Origin of the sequence: Rheinheimera sp. (genome assembly GCF_037442525.1) — a bacterium.
Classification (GTDB): Bacteria; Pseudomonadota; Gammaproteobacteria; order Enterobacterales; family Alteromonadaceae; genus Pararheinheimera.
The window spans coordinates 342,235-362,028 of the sequence record NZ_JBBIQD010000003.1 but is presented as its reverse complement, the minus strand read 5'-3'; the positions used below and the strand labels follow the sequence as shown (position 1 = coordinate 362,028).

15 protein-coding genes are annotated in these 19,794 nt (G+C 53.9%); 13 read left to right on the top strand and 2 right to left on the bottom strand.

Annotated features, from left to right (window positions below; all coding sequences use genetic code 11):
- The first annotated feature begins 131 nt into the window (after positions 1-131).
- From WKJ03_RS07995 to WKJ03_RS07985, 3 genes are read left to right on the top strand one after another with little or no spacing between them, the layout of a single operon-like run.
- A complete protein-coding gene (locus tag WKJ03_RS07995; protein ID WP_337841655.1) occupies positions 132-1,937 on the top strand; it encodes an assimilatory sulfite reductase (NADPH) flavoprotein subunit in 1,806 nt (601 codons plus the stop codon).
- The gene (gene cysI / locus WKJ03_RS07990) at positions 1,937-3,652 is read left to right on the top strand and encodes an assimilatory sulfite reductase (NADPH) hemoprotein subunit (RefSeq protein ID WP_337841654.1); all 1,716 of its coding nucleotides are present in this window, start codon (positions 1,937-1,939) and stop codon (positions 3,650-3,652) included. Before WKJ03_RS07995 ends, cysI begins: the two co-directional genes overlap by 1 nt.
- A gap of 15 nt (positions 3,653-3,667) precedes the next feature.
- Complete coding sequence (locus tag WKJ03_RS07985) at positions 3,668-4,405, top strand: phosphoadenylyl-sulfate reductase (RefSeq protein WP_337841653.1); 738 nt, start codon at positions 3,668-3,670, stop codon at positions 4,403-4,405.
- A gap of 9 nt (positions 4,406-4,414) precedes the next feature.
- Here the strand turns inward: WKJ03_RS07985 and WKJ03_RS07980 are convergent, their stop codons facing one another.
- A complete protein-coding gene (locus WKJ03_RS07980) occupies positions 4,415-5,467 on the bottom strand; it encodes a tetratricopeptide repeat protein (RefSeq protein ID WP_337841652.1) in 1,053 nt (350 codons plus the stop codon).
- 263 nt (positions 5,468-5,730) lie between these two features.
- On the opposite strand from WKJ03_RS07980, the gene WKJ03_RS07975 reads away from it, so the two are divergent.
- The 10 genes from WKJ03_RS07975 (at position 5,731) to WKJ03_RS07930 (ending at position 18,769) form a co-directional block, all read left to right on the top strand.
- Positions 5,731-8,010, top strand: coding sequence for a bifunctional diguanylate cyclase/phosphodiesterase (locus WKJ03_RS07975; protein WP_337841651.1), 2,280 nt, complete (start codon positions 5,731-5,733; stop codon positions 8,008-8,010).
- A 136-nt stretch (positions 8,011-8,146) separates the two neighbouring features.
- Positions 8,147-9,358, top strand: a complete 1,212-nt coding sequence (sstT, locus tag WKJ03_RS07970) for a serine/threonine transporter SstT (protein WP_337841650.1) — start codon at positions 8,147-8,149, stop codon at positions 9,356-9,358.
- Positions 9,359-9,441: 83 nt separating this feature from the next.
- Positions 9,442-11,244 carry a PDZ domain-containing protein gene (locus WKJ03_RS07965; protein ID WP_337841649.1) on the top strand — a complete coding sequence of 601 codons (1,803 nt, stop codon included), beginning with the start codon at positions 9,442-9,444 and terminating at the stop codon, positions 11,242-11,244.
- A 170-nt stretch (positions 11,245-11,414) separates the two neighbouring features.
- The gene (gene cysG / locus WKJ03_RS07960) at positions 11,415-12,833 is read left to right on the top strand and encodes a siroheme synthase CysG (protein WP_337841648.1); all 1,419 of its coding nucleotides are present in this window, start codon (positions 11,415-11,417) and stop codon (positions 12,831-12,833) included.
- Positions 12,834-12,846: 13 nt separating this feature from the next.
- Complete coding sequence (cysD, locus tag WKJ03_RS07955; protein WP_337841647.1) at positions 12,847-13,761, top strand: sulfate adenylyltransferase subunit CysD; 915 nt, start codon at positions 12,847-12,849, stop codon at positions 13,759-13,761.
- Positions 13,761-15,173, top strand: a complete 1,413-nt coding sequence (gene cysN, locus WKJ03_RS07950; RefSeq protein ID WP_337841646.1) for a sulfate adenylyltransferase subunit CysN — start codon at positions 13,761-13,763, stop codon at positions 15,171-15,173. The genes cysD and cysN overlap by 1 nt, the downstream gene beginning before the upstream one ends.
- Entirely contained in the window at positions 15,173-16,912 is a 1,740-nt protein-coding gene (locus WKJ03_RS07945; protein ID WP_337841645.1) for an SLC13 family permease, read from the top strand. Before cysN ends, WKJ03_RS07945 begins: the two co-directional genes overlap by 1 nt.
- A 9-nt stretch (positions 16,913-16,921) precedes the next feature.
- Positions 16,922-17,515, top strand: coding sequence for an adenylyl-sulfate kinase (gene cysC, locus WKJ03_RS07940; protein ID WP_337841644.1), 594 nt, complete (start codon positions 16,922-16,924; stop codon positions 17,513-17,515).
- Positions 17,515-18,285: a 3'(2'),5'-bisphosphate nucleotidase CysQ gene (gene cysQ / locus WKJ03_RS07935; protein WP_337841643.1), complete on the top strand. Its 771-nt coding sequence runs from the start codon at positions 17,515-17,517 to the stop codon at positions 18,283-18,285. The genes cysC and cysQ overlap by 1 nt, the downstream gene beginning before the upstream one ends.
- Before the next feature lie 91 nt (positions 18,286-18,376).
- Positions 18,377-18,769, top strand: coding sequence for a hypothetical protein (locus WKJ03_RS07930; protein WP_337841642.1), 393 nt, complete (start codon positions 18,377-18,379; stop codon positions 18,767-18,769).
- On the opposite strand, the gene WKJ03_RS07925 is transcribed toward WKJ03_RS07930, so the two are convergent.
- Positions 18,766-19,716, bottom strand: coding sequence for a lysylphosphatidylglycerol synthase domain-containing protein (locus tag WKJ03_RS07925; RefSeq protein ID WP_337841641.1), 951 nt, complete (start codon positions 19,714-19,716; stop codon positions 18,766-18,768). The genes WKJ03_RS07930 and WKJ03_RS07925 overlap by 4 nt on opposite strands.
- Between the last annotated feature and the right edge of the window lie 78 nt (positions 19,717-19,794).

Below are 19,794 nucleotides of genomic sequence, written 5' to 3'. Positions count from 1 at the left end.
GACTAGCGACTAGTTATATGAGTATGCCGGATTTTAATAACCAAAAAGTATAAAGAAGATAGAAGGGTTATTTCTGCAGCATCCGTATAGATGGCTAAAATGCGCGGAGTTTTGGTATTACAGGTGAACTCATGCTTTTGGCATCTTTGGCGGCTCAGGCCAGCCCGCTGTCGGCGCAGCAAATCAAAGATCTGCAACTACTGGTCAGCCAGCTTAACCCAATCCAACAGGCGTGGGTCAGTGGCTATTTGGCCGCTTCTGCTCAATTTGCCGGGCAAAGTCTGGCGGCTGGTGCTGCGGTTCAGGCCGCGGAGTCGGCAAGCCTGACTATTTTGTTTGCGTCGCAAACCGGCAATGCCAAAGGCGTGGCGAACAAAATTAAAGCCGCAGCTGAGCAACAGGGCCTGGCGGTGCAGCTGCAGGATATTGCCAGTTATAAAACCAATCAGCTGGCGAAAGAGAAGTACCTGCTGATTGTGACCTCCACCTACGGCGAAGGTGAACCGCCAGAAAGCGCTGTGGCTTTTCATAAGTTTTTGTTCAGCAAAAAAGCACCCAAGCTGAAGGAGCTGAAATTTGCTGTTTTAGGCTTGGGTGATACCAGCTATGAGTTTTTCTGCAAAACAGCCACAGACTTTGATGAGCAGCTGCAAGCCTTGGGCGCGACCCGCCTGCATCCGGTTGCACTGCTGGATGTGGATTACGCCGCTGCAGCCGCCAGCTGGACTGAGGCTGCAGTCCAGGCTTTTGCACCCGAATTAAAGCAGGCCGGTGCCGGTTCTGCGCAGGTGATTGCCTGGCCAGGCCAAACATCGTCCCACGACAGTCTCTACACCAAAGAAAAGCCTTTTGCGGCAGAGTTGCTGGTTGGCCAGAAAATTACCGGTCGCGACTCGGTCAAAGATGTGCGGCATATCGAAATCTCACTGGCCGGTTCCGGCCTGACGTATCAGCCAGGCGATGCCTTAGGGGTGTACTTTACCAATGACGAACAACTGGTCGATTCGATCCTGGAGCGGACTGGCTGTGCGGCCGATACCCTGGTTAAGGTGGCCGCCACTGAACTCAGTTTGCGTGAAGCGTTAATCAGCCAGCTCGAGCTGACGCAGTCTTACCCATCTTTTGTTGAGAAGTACGCCCAGGCGACACAGCAGACGCAGTTGCTGGAGCTGGTGGCCGATAAAACCAAACTGCGGGCTTTTTTAGAGCAACACCAGACGGCGGATGTGATTTTGCAGTACCCGGCAGCCATTGAGGCCCAAACGCTGGTGGATGCGCTGCGTAAACAGCAGCCGCGTTTGTATTCCATCGCCAGCTCACAGGCGGAAGTAGGTGAAGAAGTGCACTTAACCGTCGGTGTGGTCAGTTACGACGCGTTCGGCCAGCCCCATTTAGGCGGCGCTTCAGGATTTCTGGCGCACCGGCTGGACGAAGGCGCAGAAGTGCGGGTCTTTGTCGAACACAACGACAACTTCCGCTTACCGGACCATGAGGCACCTGTGCTGATGATTGGCCCAGGTACAGGCGTGGCGCCGTTCCGTGCTTTCCTGCAAGAGCGGGATCAGGCCGGTGCCACAGGGCAGAACTGGTTGTTCTTCGGCAACCCGAGTTTTACTCAGGATTTCCTCTACCAGGTCGAACTGCAGGACTATTTAAAGCGTGGTGTGCTGAACCGGCTGGATGTGGCCTTCAGCCGCGACCAGGCAGAAAAAATTTATGTGCAGCATAAATTGCTGCAAAAAGGCGCGGATGTCTGGGCTTATCTGCAACAGGGTGCTTATCTGTATATCTGTGGTGACGGCGCCCGGATGGCAAAAGATGTGCATCAGGCATTATTGCAAATCGCACAGCAGTATGGCGGTTTAGACGCTGAACAGGCAGAAACTTATTTTGATGATTTACGTCAGGCCAGACGTTATCAGAAGGACGTGTACTAATGACTCACCCAATCAATCCGGAATTTCAGGTTCAGGGCCAGTTGTCGGACAACGAGCGGCTGAAAAAAGACAGCCAGCTGCTGCGCGGCACTATCACCAAAGATCTGAAAGACGAAATCACCGGTGGTTTTAACGGTGACAATTTTATGCTGATCCGTTTTCACGGCATGTACCAGCAGGACGACCGTGATATCCGGGCTGAACGTGCCGAACAAAAGCTGGAACCGCTGCATAACGTGATGTTAAGGGCCCGTTTGCCGGGTGGCATTATCACTACAGCGCAGTGGCTGGCCATTGATGAATTTGCCGGTGCCAACACCCTGTACGGCAGCATTCGTTTAACCACCCGTCAGACCTTTCAGTTCCACGGCGTGCTGAAGCCGAAAATCAAAAGCATGCACCAGATGCTGCACAAAATAGGCATGGATTCGATTGCCACCGCCGGTGACGTCAACCGTAACGTGCTGTGCACCTCGAACCCGGTAGAGTCAGAGTTGCATCAGCAGGCCTATCAATGGGCGGCAAAAATTTCTGAGCATTTATTGCCAAAAACCCGTGCTTATGCCGAGATTTGGCTGGATGAAGAAAAGGTTGAAACCACCGAAGTGGAACCTGTGCTGGGCGAAACTTACCTGCCGCGTAAGTTTAAAACCACAGTGGTGATCCCACCGCAAAATGATGTGGACGTGCACGCTAACGACCTGAGTTTTGTCGCCATTGCTGAGCAGGGTCAGCTGATTGGTTTTAACGTGCTGGTTGGTGGCGGTCTGGCGATGACCCACGGCGATAAAAGCACTTACCCGCGTAAAGCCGAAGACTTTGGCTTTATCGGCCTGGAGCATGTGCTGGCTGTGGCTGAGCATGTGGTGACTGTGCAGCGTGATTATGGCGACAGGGTTAACCGCAAAAACGCCAAAACCAAATACACCATTGATCGTATTGGCGTGGACAACTTCAAAGCCGAAGTGGAAAAACGGGTTGGTGTGAAGTTTCAGCCAAGCCGCCCTTACGAATTCACCGGCCGTGGTGACCGCTTCGGCTGGGTCGAAGGCATTGACGGTAAATGGCACTTAACTGTCTTTATTGAAAATGGCCGCCTGCTGGATTATCCGGGCAAAGCGCTGAAAACCGGTGTCGCCGAAATTGCCCGCATCCATTTGGGTGATTTCCGTATTACCGCCAATCAGAACCTGATTATTGCTGGCGTTGCGCCTGAACATAAAGCACAGATTGAGCAACTGGCCCGTGACCATGGGTTGATCAATGACAGCGTCACACAACAGCGGAAAAACTCGATGGCTTGTGTGTCGATGCCAACCTGCCCACTGGCCATGGCCGAAGCAGAACGTTACCTGCCAACACTGGTCACTTATGTCGAGTCCATGCTGGTCCGTCACGGTATTCCTGACGACCACCTGATTTTACGGGTGGTGGGCTGCCCGAATGGTTGTGGCCGCGCCATGCTGGCCGAGGCCGGTCTGGTTGGTCGTGGTCCGGGTAAATACAACCTGTACCTGGGCGGTAACCGTGAGGGCACCCGTATACCGAAGCTGTACCTGGACAACGTTGGCGAAGCGCAAATTCTGCAGGCGCTGGACGAGCTGATTGGCCGCTGGGTCGCAGAGCGCACGGCTGGTGAAGGCTTTGGTGATTTTGTGATCCGTGCCGGTGTAGTTGCGGAAGTCAAAGTGTCAAAAACCGATTTCCATGCCTGAGGGCGGGAGTAAAGCATGAGCAGTGTGAACGCCATAGTCCAGCAAGACCAGACGACACAGCAGCAATGGCTGGATGAAGTCAATGCGCTGCTGGCTCCTATGCATCCGTCCGAACGGGTGCAATGGGCGCTGGCTAATTTGCCGCAGCAGCCAATGCTCAGTTCCAGCTTTGGTATTCAGGCCGCGGTGATGCTGCATCTGGTCACCCGGCACAAGCCGGATATCCCGGTGGTGCTGACCGATACCGGTTATTTATTCCCAGAGACCTATCAGTTTGTCGACGAGCTGCAAAAACGGCTGGATCTGAACCTGAAGGTATACCGCTCTGCACTGAGCCCGGCCTGGCAGGAAGCGCGTTTTGGTCAGCTGTGGCAGACCGAAAGCGGCATCAGGCAATACAACCAGATGAACAAAGTAGAGCCGATGCAACGGGCACTGAAGGAGCTTCAGGTGGGCACCTGGTTTACCGGCCTGCGCCGCAGCCAGTCGAAAAGCCGGGCCGACAAAAGCTTTGTGGAAATCAGCCGGGGTGTGGTGAAAGTGCAGCCGATTCTGGACTGGTCCAATAAAGACATTTTCTATTACCTGAAAGAGTTCGACTTACCCTATCACCCATTATGGGAGCAGGGTTATGTGTCGGTCGGCGATGTGCATTCCACCCGCAAGCTGGAATTGGGCATGAACGAAGAAGACACCCGCTTTAATGGCTTTGGCCGTGAATGCGGCCTGCATCTGGACGGCGACGGCATTTAGCCAGCGCCTTCACTCTGGCTGTTGGCTCAGCGCTGCCAGTTTGGCCTGATAGAAACTCTGCAGTCCAGGTTCATAGGCGTACTGTATCGCTGTTTCGGCGACCTGCCTGGCTTGTTGGTATTGGCCTTCTTGCAGGTAAAGGTCCAGTAACGCCAGATAGGCTTTCTGCAAATGAGGTGCCTGCCTCAGTACACGTTGATAGTACCTTTGTGCCTTCTGATAATTCCGGTGATGGTAAGCTTCCAGTGCCAGCACCAAATCGGCAAAAGGATTACCGAAATGTGCCGACTCTATTTGCTGCTCTATGTGCAGAGCGGCCTGCAAATCGCCTCGTGTTTTCATGAAATCGCGGTAATTGGCCAACAGGCTCAGATTGGGGTCAGCCAGGTGGGTGCCGTAGTGAAACCAACTCTGCGCCTGGTCCAATGCGCCAGCCCGTTTTAGCGCCAGTGCCAGCAGATTAACCGCAGGTACATAACCTGGATCCTGCTGCAATGCGGCTATGGCCAGCGCATAAGCTTTTGGGTTTTGTCTGGCGATAAAGGCATCGGCTGCCAGATTGTTGAAGATCATGGCGTGAAAACGCGTTTCTGGCAGCGTCGGACCACTGATATCCTGAGCGTCGGGAAAGTAATCCACCACTATGGCGCCACGCTCCAGCAAAGGCGCGCCTGGTTCCGCCGGTTTGTACAATAAGGTACGGACATGGTCCGAGCTGAGCCAGACGCCATTTTTTACATTGATCACAGGTTGTGAAGACATCAGCTGATAACCCAGGTCAATATTAACCAGCCGGGCTAAGGCTGTGGTCACCACGGCCAGAGTCAGGCAATTGCCTTTGTTTTCCCGTAAAGCCTCGCTGGCGGACAGGTTTTCGCCCAAATAATGAAAAGTTACCAGCTTGTTGTGCAGATACAGAGACAAGCGCTGTGCCGGGCTGTGATGAGCAAAGTCAGGGTTATGAAAAAAACTCAGAAAATGCTGCTGCTGTTCTGTACTGAGATCAAACCAGCTATCCAGTGACGGCAAATATTCCTGAAAGGGAATCAAATTCTGATCCATTGCAGGCATCGAAACAACCATGTTGGCTGGTGGGCTTTTTGTCTGACAGCCCGACAGCAAAACCAGGGTAACAAGAATAAAAAATCGCAGTGACATAGAGGTGTTGCCTGAAAAATAAACTGAATCTCGTTGTTTAGTTACATTTTTTTGCATCTTTTTACAACAAATTTTCCTGATTTTTCACCTTAGTTGTTATTTTTTAGACAAAATGATAATGGCTCTGTTAAGGTACGCGCCTCGGGCAGTAAGCAGGGATATCTGTCATGCAGTGGTTTCGACAATTTTTACGACTGACTAAGCACGATCTGGGTTCTGCTGAGACGGCACTTTTGCAACAGAGTGTATTGCGCATTATTCTGCTGTCTGGTTTAGCGCTGGTGCTGGGGATTGTCCTGCACAGTTCATGGCAAGCCTGGCAGCAGAGGTCTTACCATGTGATAGCGATTACCTGCAGTTTTTATGTTTCGTTGCTGGCTGCCTTATACCTTTCCCGCCACCATACCAAAGTTGGCGCTGTTGCCCTGTTGGGCGTAGTGGTGGGGGCAGGCTTCTGTATATCCTTGTTTATTGACGATTTTAGTCTGGCAAAGCTCGGTGTGGTCTTCGTATACACTTTGCCGATGATTAGCCTGATGTTTTTTGGGAGTAGGACTGCGGTGTTTTTTATGCTGCTGAACTGCATTCCCTTTGGTTACCTGATCTGGCTGGAGCAGCCACTGCATTTGCTCCCTTGGTCCATTACCCTGCCAGACACCACGCTCTATCTGCATGGCCTGCTGTTTCTGTTTTTTAATTTTTGTATACCTTTGGCTTTTGCCCGTATTTTGGGCACTTTACGCCGTGCCTCACGCCGGCTTGGTGTACTGAATCTGCAACTGGAACAAAGTCACAATTATTATGAAGAGCTGTTTGAGAATAATGGCTCTGCGACTTTGCTGATGCACAGTAATGGGGATGTCATCAAAGCCAATGGCCTGGCGCGACGTTTATTGCAGTGTGAAACCGGCCCCTTGCGGCTGGACCAGTTGCTGCAGACTCAGACCGGTCCGCTGGATCCGGCACACTGGGCGCAAGACAAAATCGAATGTCAGCTACAGGCCGATCCTGATCAGCACAGGCAGCTGAAACATGTGATCCGGACCCGCAGTGGCCATCATATTCTGAACCTGCAAGACATCACGGCGCTGAAACGGCTGCAACAACAATTTGAACAGTATCAGCAAAAGCTGGATGTCTGGCAGCACTACGACTGCATGACCAGTTTGCCAAACCGGGCTGGTTTTCTTGAGCTGGGGGCACAACGCCTGAGTGCCTTGCAGTCGAACCAGTTTGCCTTGGTGGTGATAGTGCGGCTGTGTCATATCAAAACCCTGAATCAACAATACGGCTACGATTTTGGTACGCGCCTGATGCAGCGTTTTGCCGAAAAAAGCCGCACCGTGTTGCCTGCCGACGCCGTGCTGGCGCGGGTGCGCGGAGTGAAGTTCGCTATCTGGTTACAGGCCAATCTGAATGCGACAGACCCAGTGCATCTGGCCCAAATGCTCTGTTCCAACCTGCCGAGTGAAATTCGTATCGATGGATTGCCGGCTCGTATGCATTACCAGTTTGGTCTGGCGGTTGCCCGTCAGACGACGGATGAACCTTTGGTGCTGCTGGAACGTTGTGAACTGGCGCTGGAACACAGCCACCCGGCGCAGCCTCTGAGCTTTTACGACCCGGGTTCGGCCTTAAAGCTGGAGCAGGATTACCGTCTTGGCAATGCGCTGCGGGACGCACTGCGCCTGCAACAGCTCGAATTGCATTTGCAGCCCAAAGTCAGCCCCGATGGAGAGCTGCAAAGTTTTGAGGCGTTAAGCCGCTGGAGCCTCAATGGGGAAATGGTGACGCCAGACCGGTTTATTGCGCTGGCCGAACAACAAGGAATTATTGTGCAGTTCTCCCGCTGTGTGCTGCAGCAGGCTGTGCGTCTGTTGCAGGATTGGCAGGAAAGAGGCTGGCTTTACCCTGTGGCGGTGAATCTGGCCGGTCCCGAGCTGCTTGATGACAGCTTTTTTGCCGAACTGATGAGTCTGGGGGCGGATTATCCCTGGCTGATCAGCCAGCTGCAGCTGGAAATTACTGAAACAAATATAGCGGTGCAGCACCCGACTTTGCATAAACGCCTCAAAGCGCTGAGCCAATATGGGTTCAGTATTTCCATTGATGATTTTGGTACTGGCCATTCGTCGCTGAGCCAGCTGGTGGATTGCGCGGCGGACACCTTAAAGATTGACCGGCGTTTTGTCCGCGCTGTGCCGCAGGACAGCCGTACAGTGAGGATTTTACATACCACAGTGCAACTGGCCAAAACCCTGAACCTGAAACTGGTTGCTGAAGGGGTGGAGCTGGATGTCCAGCGCCGCTTTCTGCAGACTCTGGGTTGCCAGCAATTGCAGGGCTATCTGTTCAGCCCTCCACAAGCTGTCTGCTACTGGCAACAACTGCTCAGTGAGAACGCCAGACCCAATCTGCTGCAGCAGCAGGATCCCATAGTGCCTTAGGAGTTCGCCCTATTGTCGCGTCCTTGTGACAGCCAGACCAGCTCTGACTTGTGGTCAGCTGGCTTTTTCGGCAGAATCGGGTGCTTATTCCAATAAGCCGGAGCGCGCACTCCGGCGTCAATCAGAGACATCCCCGATGACAGGTTCGACTTTCGTTTCCCCGCTGCACAAGCTGCTGCGTATTGGCCTGGTGCCACAAATTGTAATTGGTATTTTGCTGGGTATTCTGGTCGCGGTCGCTTCTCCCGAGCTGGGGCAGCAACTGGCGTTGCTGGGCACCATCTTTGTCAAAGCTTTAAAAGCCATAGCTCCTTTATTGGTGTTTGTGCTGGTGGCGTCTGCTATTGCCAATAAGCAGGCCAGCGACAACAGTGCAATACGGCCTGTATTGATCTTGTATATGGTGGGCACTTTTCTGGCGGCCCTGGTGGCGGTGGTGCTGAGCTTTCTGTTTCCGAGCCGCCTGGTACTGGAAGCCACCCCTGAAGCCATAGCCGCGCCTGAAGGGATAGGTCAGGTATTGACCACCTTGTTGCTGCAGGTGGTGGACAATCCAATCAATGCACTTATTGCTGGCAACTATATTGGGGTTTTGGCCTGGGCCGTGGGCCTTGGTCTGGCACTGCAACATGCCAGCAAAAACACCAAACTGATGTTTTCAGATTTATCCCATGGTTTGTCGTCGCTGGTGAAGTTTATTATCCGGCTGGCGCCTTTGGGTATTTTTGGCCTGGTGGCCGACACCATCGCCACCACAGGCTTCAGCGCTTTGGCCAGCTATGGTCAGCTGATTGTGGTGTTGCTCAGTGCGATGGCCATTATTGCTTTTGTCGTGAATCCGGCACTGGTGTATTTCAAAATTCGCCGCAATCCTTATCCACTGGTGTTGCGTTGTCTGCGTGAAAGTGGCGTGACGGCTTTTTTCACCCGCAGCTCAGCGGCCAATATTCCGGTGAATTTGCAGCTTTGTGAAAAGCTTGGGCTAAAAGAAGAATTGTATTCAGTGTCTGTTCCCTTGGGCGCCACCATCAATATGGCAGGTGCAGCCATTACCATCACAGTACTGACGCTGGCGACTGTACACACCCTGGGCATAGAAGTCGATTTTGCCAGTGCAGTGCTGCTGAGTGTGTTGGCCACTGTATCGGCCTGTGGCGCCTCAGGTGTGGCAGGCGGGTCGCTGCTGCTGATCCCTCTGGCTTGTTCACTCTTTGGTATTCCGAATGATGTGGCGATGCAGGTGGTGGCCATCGGCTTTATTATTGGTGTGGTGCAGGACAGTGCCGAGACGGCACTGAACAGCTCGACTGACGTAGTTTTTACCGCCGCCGTCAGCCAGTCTGAATAAAGGCAACCAGCCCCGACCTGCGGTCGGGGTTGTGTTTTCAGCCTGATGCTCCGCTTTTTTATTCTGAAAATGGAATGATGACCATGACGATGTCTCCCCAGCTCTGTGCCTTTTTGTTGTTAAGTGCTACGGCTTCTGCTCAAACATGGTATGAGCTCGACTTATCCGGTCGTGAGCTGCATCAGCTGGCGGTCAGCGCTGAATACCGGCTGGACCCGAATGAGCCTCTGGATCTGCGGATGGCTGCTGCCTCGCCAGGCCGTTATGCCCGGCATGACTTTGCCAAAAACGTCTATGCGTTGAGCGCGACGGATGGCAGCGGTCACCCCCTTGCTGTTGAGCGATTGACACCGTCCAGCTGGAGAGTCAGTCAGCACCAGGGCGTGGTGCGCGTTACTTATCTGCTGTTTGGCAACAGAGCCGATGGGACCTACAGCCAGATCGACAGCCGCCATACGCACCTGAATATGCCAGCCAGCTTTTTATACGCACCGGCTCTGGCAAGCCAGCCGATCACGGTCAGGCTGAAGGTTCTGCCTGCAGGCTGGTCTGTGGCCAGCCAGCTGATGCCACAACCGGATGGCAGTCTGACAGCGCCGGATTTGAGCTACTTTATGGACAGCCCGCTGGAGCTCAGCGACCATCAGCTGCTGGGTTTTGACCAGCCATCCAATGGCAAAAACTACCGGATTGAACTGGCGTTGCATCATCAGGGAACTGCAGAGGCTGCGGCTCAGCTGCTGAAAAAAATCAAAGCTGTGGTGCAACAGCAGCAGGCTGTGTTTGGTGAGTTGCCTGATTTTGAAAACCAGCGTTATACCTTTATCGCTGATTACCTGCCTGGGGTAGACGGTGATGGGATGGAACACCGCAATTCCACTGTCGTCACCAGCAGCAAATCTCTGGCCCAGGCCGATTTCGCCCAGATTGAAACCATCTCGCATGAGTTCTTCCACGCATGGAATGTGGAGCGGTTGCGGCCGAAGAACCTGCAACCCTTTGATTTCAGCCAGACCAATATGAGTGATGCCTTGTGGTTTGCCGAAGGTTTTACCAACTATTACGGCAAATTACTGCTAAAACGCAGTGGGCATTTCACTCTGGACAACTACCTGGAAAAATTGCAGGGGCCTCTGAACACTGCGTTGCAGGCCCCGGGCCGGCGTTGGTATGGTCCTGCGGCTATGAGCCAGCAGGCGGTGTTTGTCGATGCCGGGGTGTCGATCGACCCGACCAATTACAGCAACACCTTTTTATCTTATTACACCTATGGTGAAGTGCTGGCTTTGGGGCTGGACCTGATTTTACGGACTGAATACGACACGGATCTGGATGCATTCATGCAGCTGATGTGGCAGCGCTTTGGCCGTGCGGAAAAACCTTATCAGCTGGCCGATATTGAGCAGGCGTTGGCTGACATCAGCGGCAACAGCAGCTTCGCCCGGCGCTTTTTTCACGACAGCATCGAAGGCTCTGCTTTACCGGACTACCAGGCCCTGTTCGCCAGACTTGGGCTGATGCTGGCTCCGGCTGATCCTGAACAGGCCTGGCTGGGCCGACTGGGGCTGGAGTCTTATGGGGATGCATTGCGGGTGCGGGGTGTCGCGCTGCATGGGTCGCCCTGGGCACAGGCGGGTGTGACGGATGGCGATTTACTGCTGCAGCTGGGGGATGTGCGCCTGCAAAGTACTGGTGACCTGAACAGCGCGTTAGCCAAAGCTAAAGTGGGGGATGAACTGATACTGACCCTGCGTCGCTTTGACCAGCAGTTGCAGCTGAAACTGAAAGTGCAGGCCGACCCGCAGCTGGTATTAACGGAAGATCCGAAAGCCAGCAAAGCGCAGCGGAAAAAGCGCGACGCCTGGTTGGCCGCGAAGCAGATTTAATACAATCACCTTTTAGGAAGGCTGAAAGCATTCATTCCATTTGGTTATAAGAAAGCTCGCAGCAATCTTGTAAAAAAGACGTTTAGACGTCTAATATCCACAGCACTACTACAGCAGTCAGGTTGAGGACAAGGGCCCAAACCTGACTCTGATGCTTTTGTGGAGTCTGGATGCAGTACCTGCCTATTTTTGCCCAATTGCAACAACGCCCGGTCTTACTGGTGGGCGCTGGTCTTGTTGCATTACGCAAAGCCAATACCCTGCTGTCGGCCGGTGCCCGTTTAACCGTGGTGTCCACCGAGTTCCATGCCGATTTTCTCCACTGGCAGCAACAAGGCAAAGTGCAGCTGATCCAGGCCCCATTTGCGGCTGAACAACTGCACGGCCAGTTTTTGGTGGTGGCAGCCACCGATAATGATGCCGTCAATCAGGCGGTGTTTCAGGCGGCTGAAGCACGGCAAATGCTGGTCAATACAGTGGATGATCAACCCCTTTGCAGTTTTATTTTCCCCGCCATAGTGGACCGCAGCCCTTTGCTGGTGGCCATTTCCAGCGGAGGAGCGGCACCTGTACTGGCGCGGCGAATCCGTGAAAAGCTGGAGAGCCTGTTGCCCCAGTATCTGGGGCCTTTAAGCCAGCTGGTGGGCAATTTTCGCGCTGTGGTCAAACAAAAGCTGGACGGTCTTGCCGCCCGGCGTTTGTTCTGGGAAAAGGTCTTTAATTCCAGTGTGGTGCGTGAAGTACAAGCAGGACGGCTGGAGCAGGCCCAGCAACAGCTGGAGCAGTTGTTACACAGCGAACAGCCGGAGCAAGGCGAAGTCTGGCTGGTGGGTGCAGGCCCGGGCGACCCGGAATTGTTAACGCTGAAAGCGTTGCAATGCATGCAACAGGCCGATGTGGTGGTGTACGACTACTTGGTGTCTGAACCTATTTTGCAGCTGGTCCGGCGCGACGCCGAGCTGATTTGTGTCGGCAAAAAAGCCGGCGCTCACTCGGTATCGCAGGAAGATACCAACAACTTATTGGTTTCATTGGCGCTTTCCGGTAAAAAGGTGTGCAGGCTGAAAGGCGGCGACCCTTTTATTTTTGGCCGTGGTGCCGAAGAAATAGAGGTGCTGCTGCCGCATAAGATCGCCTTTCAGGTGGTGCCGGGTATTACCGCGGCCGCCGGTTGTGCCGCTTATGCCGGGATTGCGCTGACGCACCGCGATTACGCCCAGACAGTGCAGTTTGTCACAGGTCACTGCCGTAAAGATGGCACTGAACCGGACTGGAGCAGTCTGGCGAAACCGAACCAGACGCTGGCCATTTATATGGGGTTGATGAAAGCCGACCATATACAGCAGCAACTGCTGCAGGCGGGCCGGGCGGCACAAACCCCGGTCGCCATTATTGAAAACGGCACCCGGCCGGAGCAGCGTGTCTTTACCGGGCAGCTGGCTGAACTGGCTGAACTGATTGAGCAGCATCAGGTCCAGTCACCGGCCTTGCTGATTATCGGCGAAGTGGTGGCCCTGCAATCCCAATTAGCCTGGTTTGGTGCATCCACCAATCAGGCGGCGCCACAAGCGCTACTAAATCAACTTTAACGGAGCAGTAAGGATGGCAAAGCCTGTGCAGTCCCTGACGCATTTGCAACAACTGGAAGCTGAGAGCATTCAGATCTTCCGCGAAGTGGCCGCCGAGTTTGAAAACCCGGTGATGTTGTATTCCATTGGCAAAGATTCCTCTGTGTTGCTGCATCTGGCACGCAAGGCATTTTATCCGGGCAAAATTCCATTCCCGTTATTGCATGTGGACACCCGCTGGAAATTCCGCGAGATGTACAAATTCCGTGATGAAGCGGCAAAAAAGTATGGCTTTGACCTGCTGGTGCATATCAACCCGGAAGGCATAGCCATGGATATGAATCCATTTACCTATGGCAGTTCCAAGCACACAGACGTGATGAAAACCCAGGGCCTGAAGCAGGCGCTGGACCATTACAAGTTCGATGCGGCTTTTGGTGGCGCGCGCCGCGATGAAGAAAAATCCCGCGCCAAAGAGCGGGTCTATTCCTTCCGTGACCAGCACCACCGCTGGGACCCGAAAAACCAGCGGCCCGAGCTGTGGCATACCTACAATGGCCAGATTAACAAAGGCGAAAGCATCCGGGTGTTCCCGCTGTCGAACTGGACTGAGCTGGATATCTGGCAATACATCTACCAGGAAAACATCGATATAGTGCCACTGTATTTTGCCGCACAACGGCCTGTGGTGGAGCGTGACGGCACCCTGATTATGCTGGACGACGACCGGATGAAACTGAAAGAAGGCGAGCAGGTGCAACAGAAACTGGTGCGTTTCCGTACTTTGGGCTGTTACCCGCTGACCGGTGCCATTGAAAGCACGGCCAGTACCTTGCCGGAAATTATTGAAGAGATGCTGTTGTCGACCTCCAGTGAACGACAAGGCCGGGTGATTGACCACGACTCCAGTGGCTCGATGGAAAAGAAAAAGCGTGAGGGGTATTTCTGATGTCGGTAGCACAAGAACTGGCGCAAATTGGCATTGAGCAGTATTTGCAGAACCAGCAGCACAAATCCTTGCTGAAGTTCCTCACCTGCGGCTCTGTGGATGATGGCAAAAGCACCCTGATAGGCCGCTTGTTGCACGACAGCCAGCAAATTTATGAAGATCAGCTGGCGGCCTTGCATAAAGACAGCAAAACCCATGGCACCACAGGCGAAGCCATTGACCTGGCGCTGCTGGTTGATGGTTTGCAGGCGGAGCGTGAGCAGGGCATTACCATTGACGTGGCGTACCGCTATTTCTCCACCGACAAACGCAAGTTTATTATTGCCGACACACCGGGCCACGAGCAGTACACCCGCAATATGGCCACCGGGGCTTCGACCTGCGACCTGGCCATTATTCTGGTGGACGCCCGTTATGGCGTGCAAACCCAAACCCGTCGCCACAGCTTTATCTGTGCGCTTTTGGGCATTAAGCAGTTTATTGTGGCGGTGAATAAAATGGACCTGCTGGGGTTTGACCAGGCCCGCTTTGAGCAAATCCGCGACGACTACCTGGCCTTTGCCGGTCAGCTGAATGTACCGGATATTCAGTTTGTGCCTTTGTCTGCGCTGAACGGCGACAACGTGGTGCACAAGTCAGCACACAGCCCCTGGTATCAGGGCGAACCTTTGCTGAGCTTGTTGGAGCAGGCCCCTGTGACGGGCGCCAATGTGCAGGCAGAAGCCCGTTTCCCTGTGCAGTATGTCAGTCGGCCTAATCTGGATTTCCGTGGTTTTGCCGGTACCTTAAGTGCGGGCAAATTCAGTGTCGGTGACGAAGTGACAGCGCTGCCGTCGGGCAAAAGCTCACGTATTAAAAGCATTGTCACCTTTGACGGTGAACTGCCACAGGCCATTGCCGGTCAGGCGGTGACCCTGACGCTGACCGATGAAATTGATGTCAGTCGTGGCGACGTGCTGGTGCCAAAACAGCACCATGCTCAGTTATCGAACCGCATTCTGGCCAAAGTGGTCTGGATGCACGAAGAGCCGCTGGTTATTGGCAAGAGTTACAACATCAAACTGGCCAGTAAAAAAGTCAGTGGCCGGGTCACCGCCATTGCCCACAGCATTGATGTCAACACACTGACTGAACAGACGGTGGACCAGCTGGAGCTGAACAGCATTGCACTGGTGGAAATGGAGCTGACCGAAGCCGTGGTGTTTGACCCCTACAGCCAAAACCGGGATACCGGCGGTTTTATTTTTATCGACCGGCTGAGCAATATCACAGTGGGGGCGGGTCTGGTCGACTCGGCTTTGGCGAGCACCAGTCAGCGTGCCCAGTTTTCTGAGTTTGAGCTGGAACTGAATGCGCTTATTCGTAAACACTTCCCGCACTGGCAAGCGCTGGACCTGAGCAAGCTGGGCTGATGATGACGCTGGAGCAGTACGCTGTCTTTGCCATGCTGGCCGGCCTCGTTGGCCTGCTGACCTTAACCCGGCTCTCTGCGGCCTGGGTGTTTGGTGCTGTTGCCATTCTGGCGTATCTGACCGATTTGCTGAATGTGCAGCAGTTTGCCGCCAGTTTTACCGATTCGTCTTTGCTGACCCTGGTGTTGTTGCTGCTGGTGTCGGTGGCGCTGGAAAAGACCCGGCTGATCAGCTGGGTGGGCCAACAACTGACTAAAGGCAGTTTTCGCACTGTGCTGGGCCGCCTGTGGCTGTCGACCTCTGTGTTGTCGTCCTTCACGGCAAACACGGCCGTGGTGGCCAGCCTGATTGGCGCCATTAAACGCAGCCAGAAGTTTGCGCCCAGCAAACTGATGTTGCCTATGGCTTTTGCTGCCACTTTTGGTGGCACCCTGACGCTGATTGGCACTTCGACCAACCTGGTGGTCAACAGCTTTTTGGACAAAGCCGGTTTACCACTGCTGCAGTTTTTTACCACCACAGGCGTGGCTGCCGGGGTCGTGATTGCTGGCATGCTGATGATTTGGTTGATTGCCGACAAACTGCCGGTCACCGAAAAGCCGGTCGATGAAGCCGACCTGCCTTATTTTCTCGAAGCCCGGCTGGCGGCTGATTCCTGCCTGATTGGCAAATCGGTCAGTGAGGCCGGTCTGCGCCATTTACGTAAACTGTTTCTGGCGGAAATAGTGCGGGAACAAGGCAATGTGGCGCCTGTCGGGCCAGACGAACGGCTGCAGTCCGGTGATATTCTGCTGTTTGCTGGTGATATGGAGTCGGTGGCCTTATTACAGGAAATTCAGGGGTTAACCTTATACGGCCATCACAGCATGAATGGGCAGGCCTTGCTGGAAGCCGTGGTCAGCCCCTCTTCGGCTTTGGTCGGTGTCTCTCTGAAAGACAGCCGCTTTCGCGAAGAATTTGATGCGGTGGTGGTGGCGATTAAACGTGACCAGCAACGTTTACAAGGGGGCCTGGGCACGGTCGAACTGCAGGCTGGTGATACCTTATTGCTGGTGCCTGGGCGCAGCTTTTTGCAGAACAGTCGGCTTAGCAAAGAGTTTTTGTTAGTGAATGGGGTGGATTCAGCCACCCGTCTGTCGCGAGGCCGCAGTTGGGGAGTATTAAGCGCTTTTGTCGCCGTGATTGGTTTGTCGATGACAGGCGTATTGCCGTTGCTGAAGGGCTTGGTGCTGTTACTGGTTGGGCTGCTGGCCACCCGCATTGTCACAGTGCAGGAGATCCGCCGTCGTTTTCCTATTGATATAGTGCTGATTGTTGGTGGCGCTCTGGTATTGTCGCAGGCAATGGAAAATACCGGGGTGTCGGCCATGTTAGGCCAGAGCCTGCTAAGCCTGTTTTCCGGCCATCATTTAATTTGGGCTTTAATCGCTTTGTATTTTTTCACCTTGCTGCTGACTGAGCTGATGTCGAATAATGCGGCGGCGGCATTGGCCTGCCCGTTGGCGATTAGTCTGGCGAAAGCCTTTGGCATCGACCCTATGCCTTTTATTATGGCGGTGCTCTTTGGCGCCAGTGCCAGCTTTATTTCGCCCTGGGGGTACCAGACCAACCTGCTGGTGTTTACCGTCGGCAACTACCGGCTCAGCCAGTATGTGAAGGTGGGTCTGCCCATGGCGTTGGCCTATTCGGTCGCTGTGCTGACCTTGATCCCTGTGTTTTTCCCCTTTCAGAGCCTGTAAGGAGCCTTTATGTCGAATGTGGTCTGGCAACACTATCAGGTGAGCCGGGTGGAGCGGGAGCAACAAAAGGGTCATCAGGCCGTGGTACTCTGGTTTACTGGTTTAAGTGGGGCGGGCAAATCCACCGTCGCCAATGCGCTGGAGCAGGAGCTGGTACGTCGCGGTATTCACAGCTATTTGCTCGACGGTGACAATGTGCGCCACGGCTTATGTGCCGATTTAGGCTTCTCTGAAGCGGACCGCACCGAAAACCTGCGCCGGGTGGGTGCTGTGGCTGGTTTAATGCTGGACGCTGGCCTGGTGGTGCTCAGTGCCTTTATTTCGCCATACCGGGCTCAGCGCGATAAAATCCGCCAGAGTCTGCCTGAAGGCAAATTTCTGGAAATTTATGTGGCGACTTCGCTGGATGTCTGTGAGCAGCGTGACGTCAAAGGTTTGTATAAGAAAGCGCGTCAGGGTGAGATCAGCCATTTTACCGGCATCTCTGACCCCTACGAGGCGCCAGAGCAGCCGGACCTGGTGCTGGACACCGCCGCGCTGTCGCTTGAACAAAGTGTGGCTGCGCTGATAGCGCTGCTGCAACAACAGGGAGTGATCCGTTAATGCTGGCGTTAACCAAGGAATTAGTCGAACAGGTGAAACAGATCGCAGAGGCGGCAGGCCAGGCGATTTTGCAGGTCTATCAGCGCGATTTTCAGGTCGAGCAGAAGGATGATGATTCACCGCTGACGGAAGCCGATTTAGCAGCGCATCAGCTGATCCTGGCTCAATTGCAGGCGCTGACGCCGCAAGTGCCTGTGTTGTCTGAAGAGGCGGCCGATATTCCCTGGTCAGAGCGTCAGCATTGGCAAGAGTACTGGCTGGTGGACCCGCTGGACGGCACCAAAGAGTTTATTAAACGCAATGGCGAGTTCACTGTGAATATCGCTTTGGTGCAGCAAGGGGAGCCTGTGCTGGGTGTTATTCATGCGCCTGTATTGGATAAAACCTACACAGCGGCCGAAGGCTTGGGTGCCAGCCGCAGCCAACATGGCCTGACCGAAAGCATCCGCACTGCGGTCACGCCATCGGCCGGGGAAGTGGTGAAGGTGGTCGGTAGCCGTAGCCATCAGTCGGCTGAAATTGACGCTTATTTAAGCCGCTTTCCACAGCATGAGTTGATTGCTGTAGGCAGCTCACTGAAGTTCTGCCTGGTGGCTGAAGGTACAGCTCATCTCTACCCAAGGTTGGGCCCGACCATGGTATGGGACACTGGGGCTGGTCATGTGATTGCGAAGGTTGCCGGGGCAGCAGTGACCTACAGCGGCATTGAAAACCCGGCGTACCACAGGGAAAATCTGAAAAACCCGAACTTTTTAGTCAGTGCGCTTTGAGCGCACGGCAATACCAGTTGAGCTGACAAAATAACGCTGTTCTGTCCGCCTGTTCCGGCCGATAATAAGGGCTGAAGGGTCTGAGGTGGTTATGAATGTGTTAACGCGGCTGCATAAAGCGCCGATCCGGGTTCTGCGGATACAACGACGTAAAACGCTGTCGCGTTTTCGTTTTAGTATGATCCGCCTGAGGACAGCATTGGCTCAGGAAACGGATGAGACCCGTCGCATGCTGGTGATTTATCAGCGCTCCTTGCAGGGCAAAGCCACCGAAGCCGAGCTGCGTTTTGCCAATCATCAGCTGGTGGACGTATTAAGGGCCACCGGCCTTGGCGTTTTTGCGGTGTTACCTTTTGCCCCTATCACTATTCCTATCCTGATTAAACTCGGCCGTAAAATTGGCATTGAAGTGCTGCCAAGTTCGTTCCAGCCCAGGACGGAACGCCCAAAACGAATCAAAGCAGAACCGGATGATGTGGTTTAAGACTCGGTCTTCGAGCCCTTAAACTTTTTCAGCAGTTGGTCCTGCTCGAACCAGACCACAAAAATCAGCGAAATGGCAAAAGGAATAATCAGGTAAAACAGCCGGAATACCAATAAGGCTGCGATCACATCCGCCGGGTTCACTTCCGGCAACGCCAGCAGGAACATCACTTCCAGCACCCCCAGACCACCGGGCGCATGCGACAGCAAGGCGGCAGAAAAAGACGCCAGGAAAATCCCCAGTACCATAAAGTAACCAGGGTTACTTTGTTCCGGCAGGGCGTAATAAATAATGGCGGCGGCAGCCAGCAGCTCCAGAGGCGCCACAATCAGCTGACGGCAAATCAATGAAAAACGCGGGTATTCCAGACGAATTTTCCACAAAGCAATGGAACGGCGTTTCATCAGGCTGCCATACAGATACAACACCACCACAAACATCATGGCCGCCCCCAGAGCCTGAGCCAGCCATTGGGGCAGATCTTTATGGAAATGCGAGGGCAGGGTGGGTTCGATCAGCAGTGCCATGCCGCCGAGCAAAATGGTGCCCAGTACAAAGGTAAAGGAACAAAATGCCACCAGAATGCCAACTTCGGCAGGGGTCAGGCCTTGTGACCGGTATGCACGGTACCGTACCACAGCGCCGGAAAACACCGAGGCACCCAGGTTATGGCCTATGGCATAAGCCACAAAGGAAGCCACAGAAATAAAGCGCCAGGACACTTTTTTGCGCAAATGGGATAAAGCCAGCCGGTCATAACCTGCCAGAGCTACGTAAGCGGCGACTGTGGCCAGTGCAGACATCAGCCAGCCATGCAGGCTGATGGCGTTCAGACTGTCGAGCACATCTTCATAGGAGATGTCCCGGAGCTGGTCTATTAATAAATGAACAGAGAATGCTACCGCGACCAGACCTATGACTGGCCAGAAGTAGTCTTTTTTCGTCATTGTCTATCCCTTGCCAAAGTGGTTCCGCCGCAGCGGCCGCTTTGCTGTGTTTATCCAGCGATGTGCTGGTCTCGTATC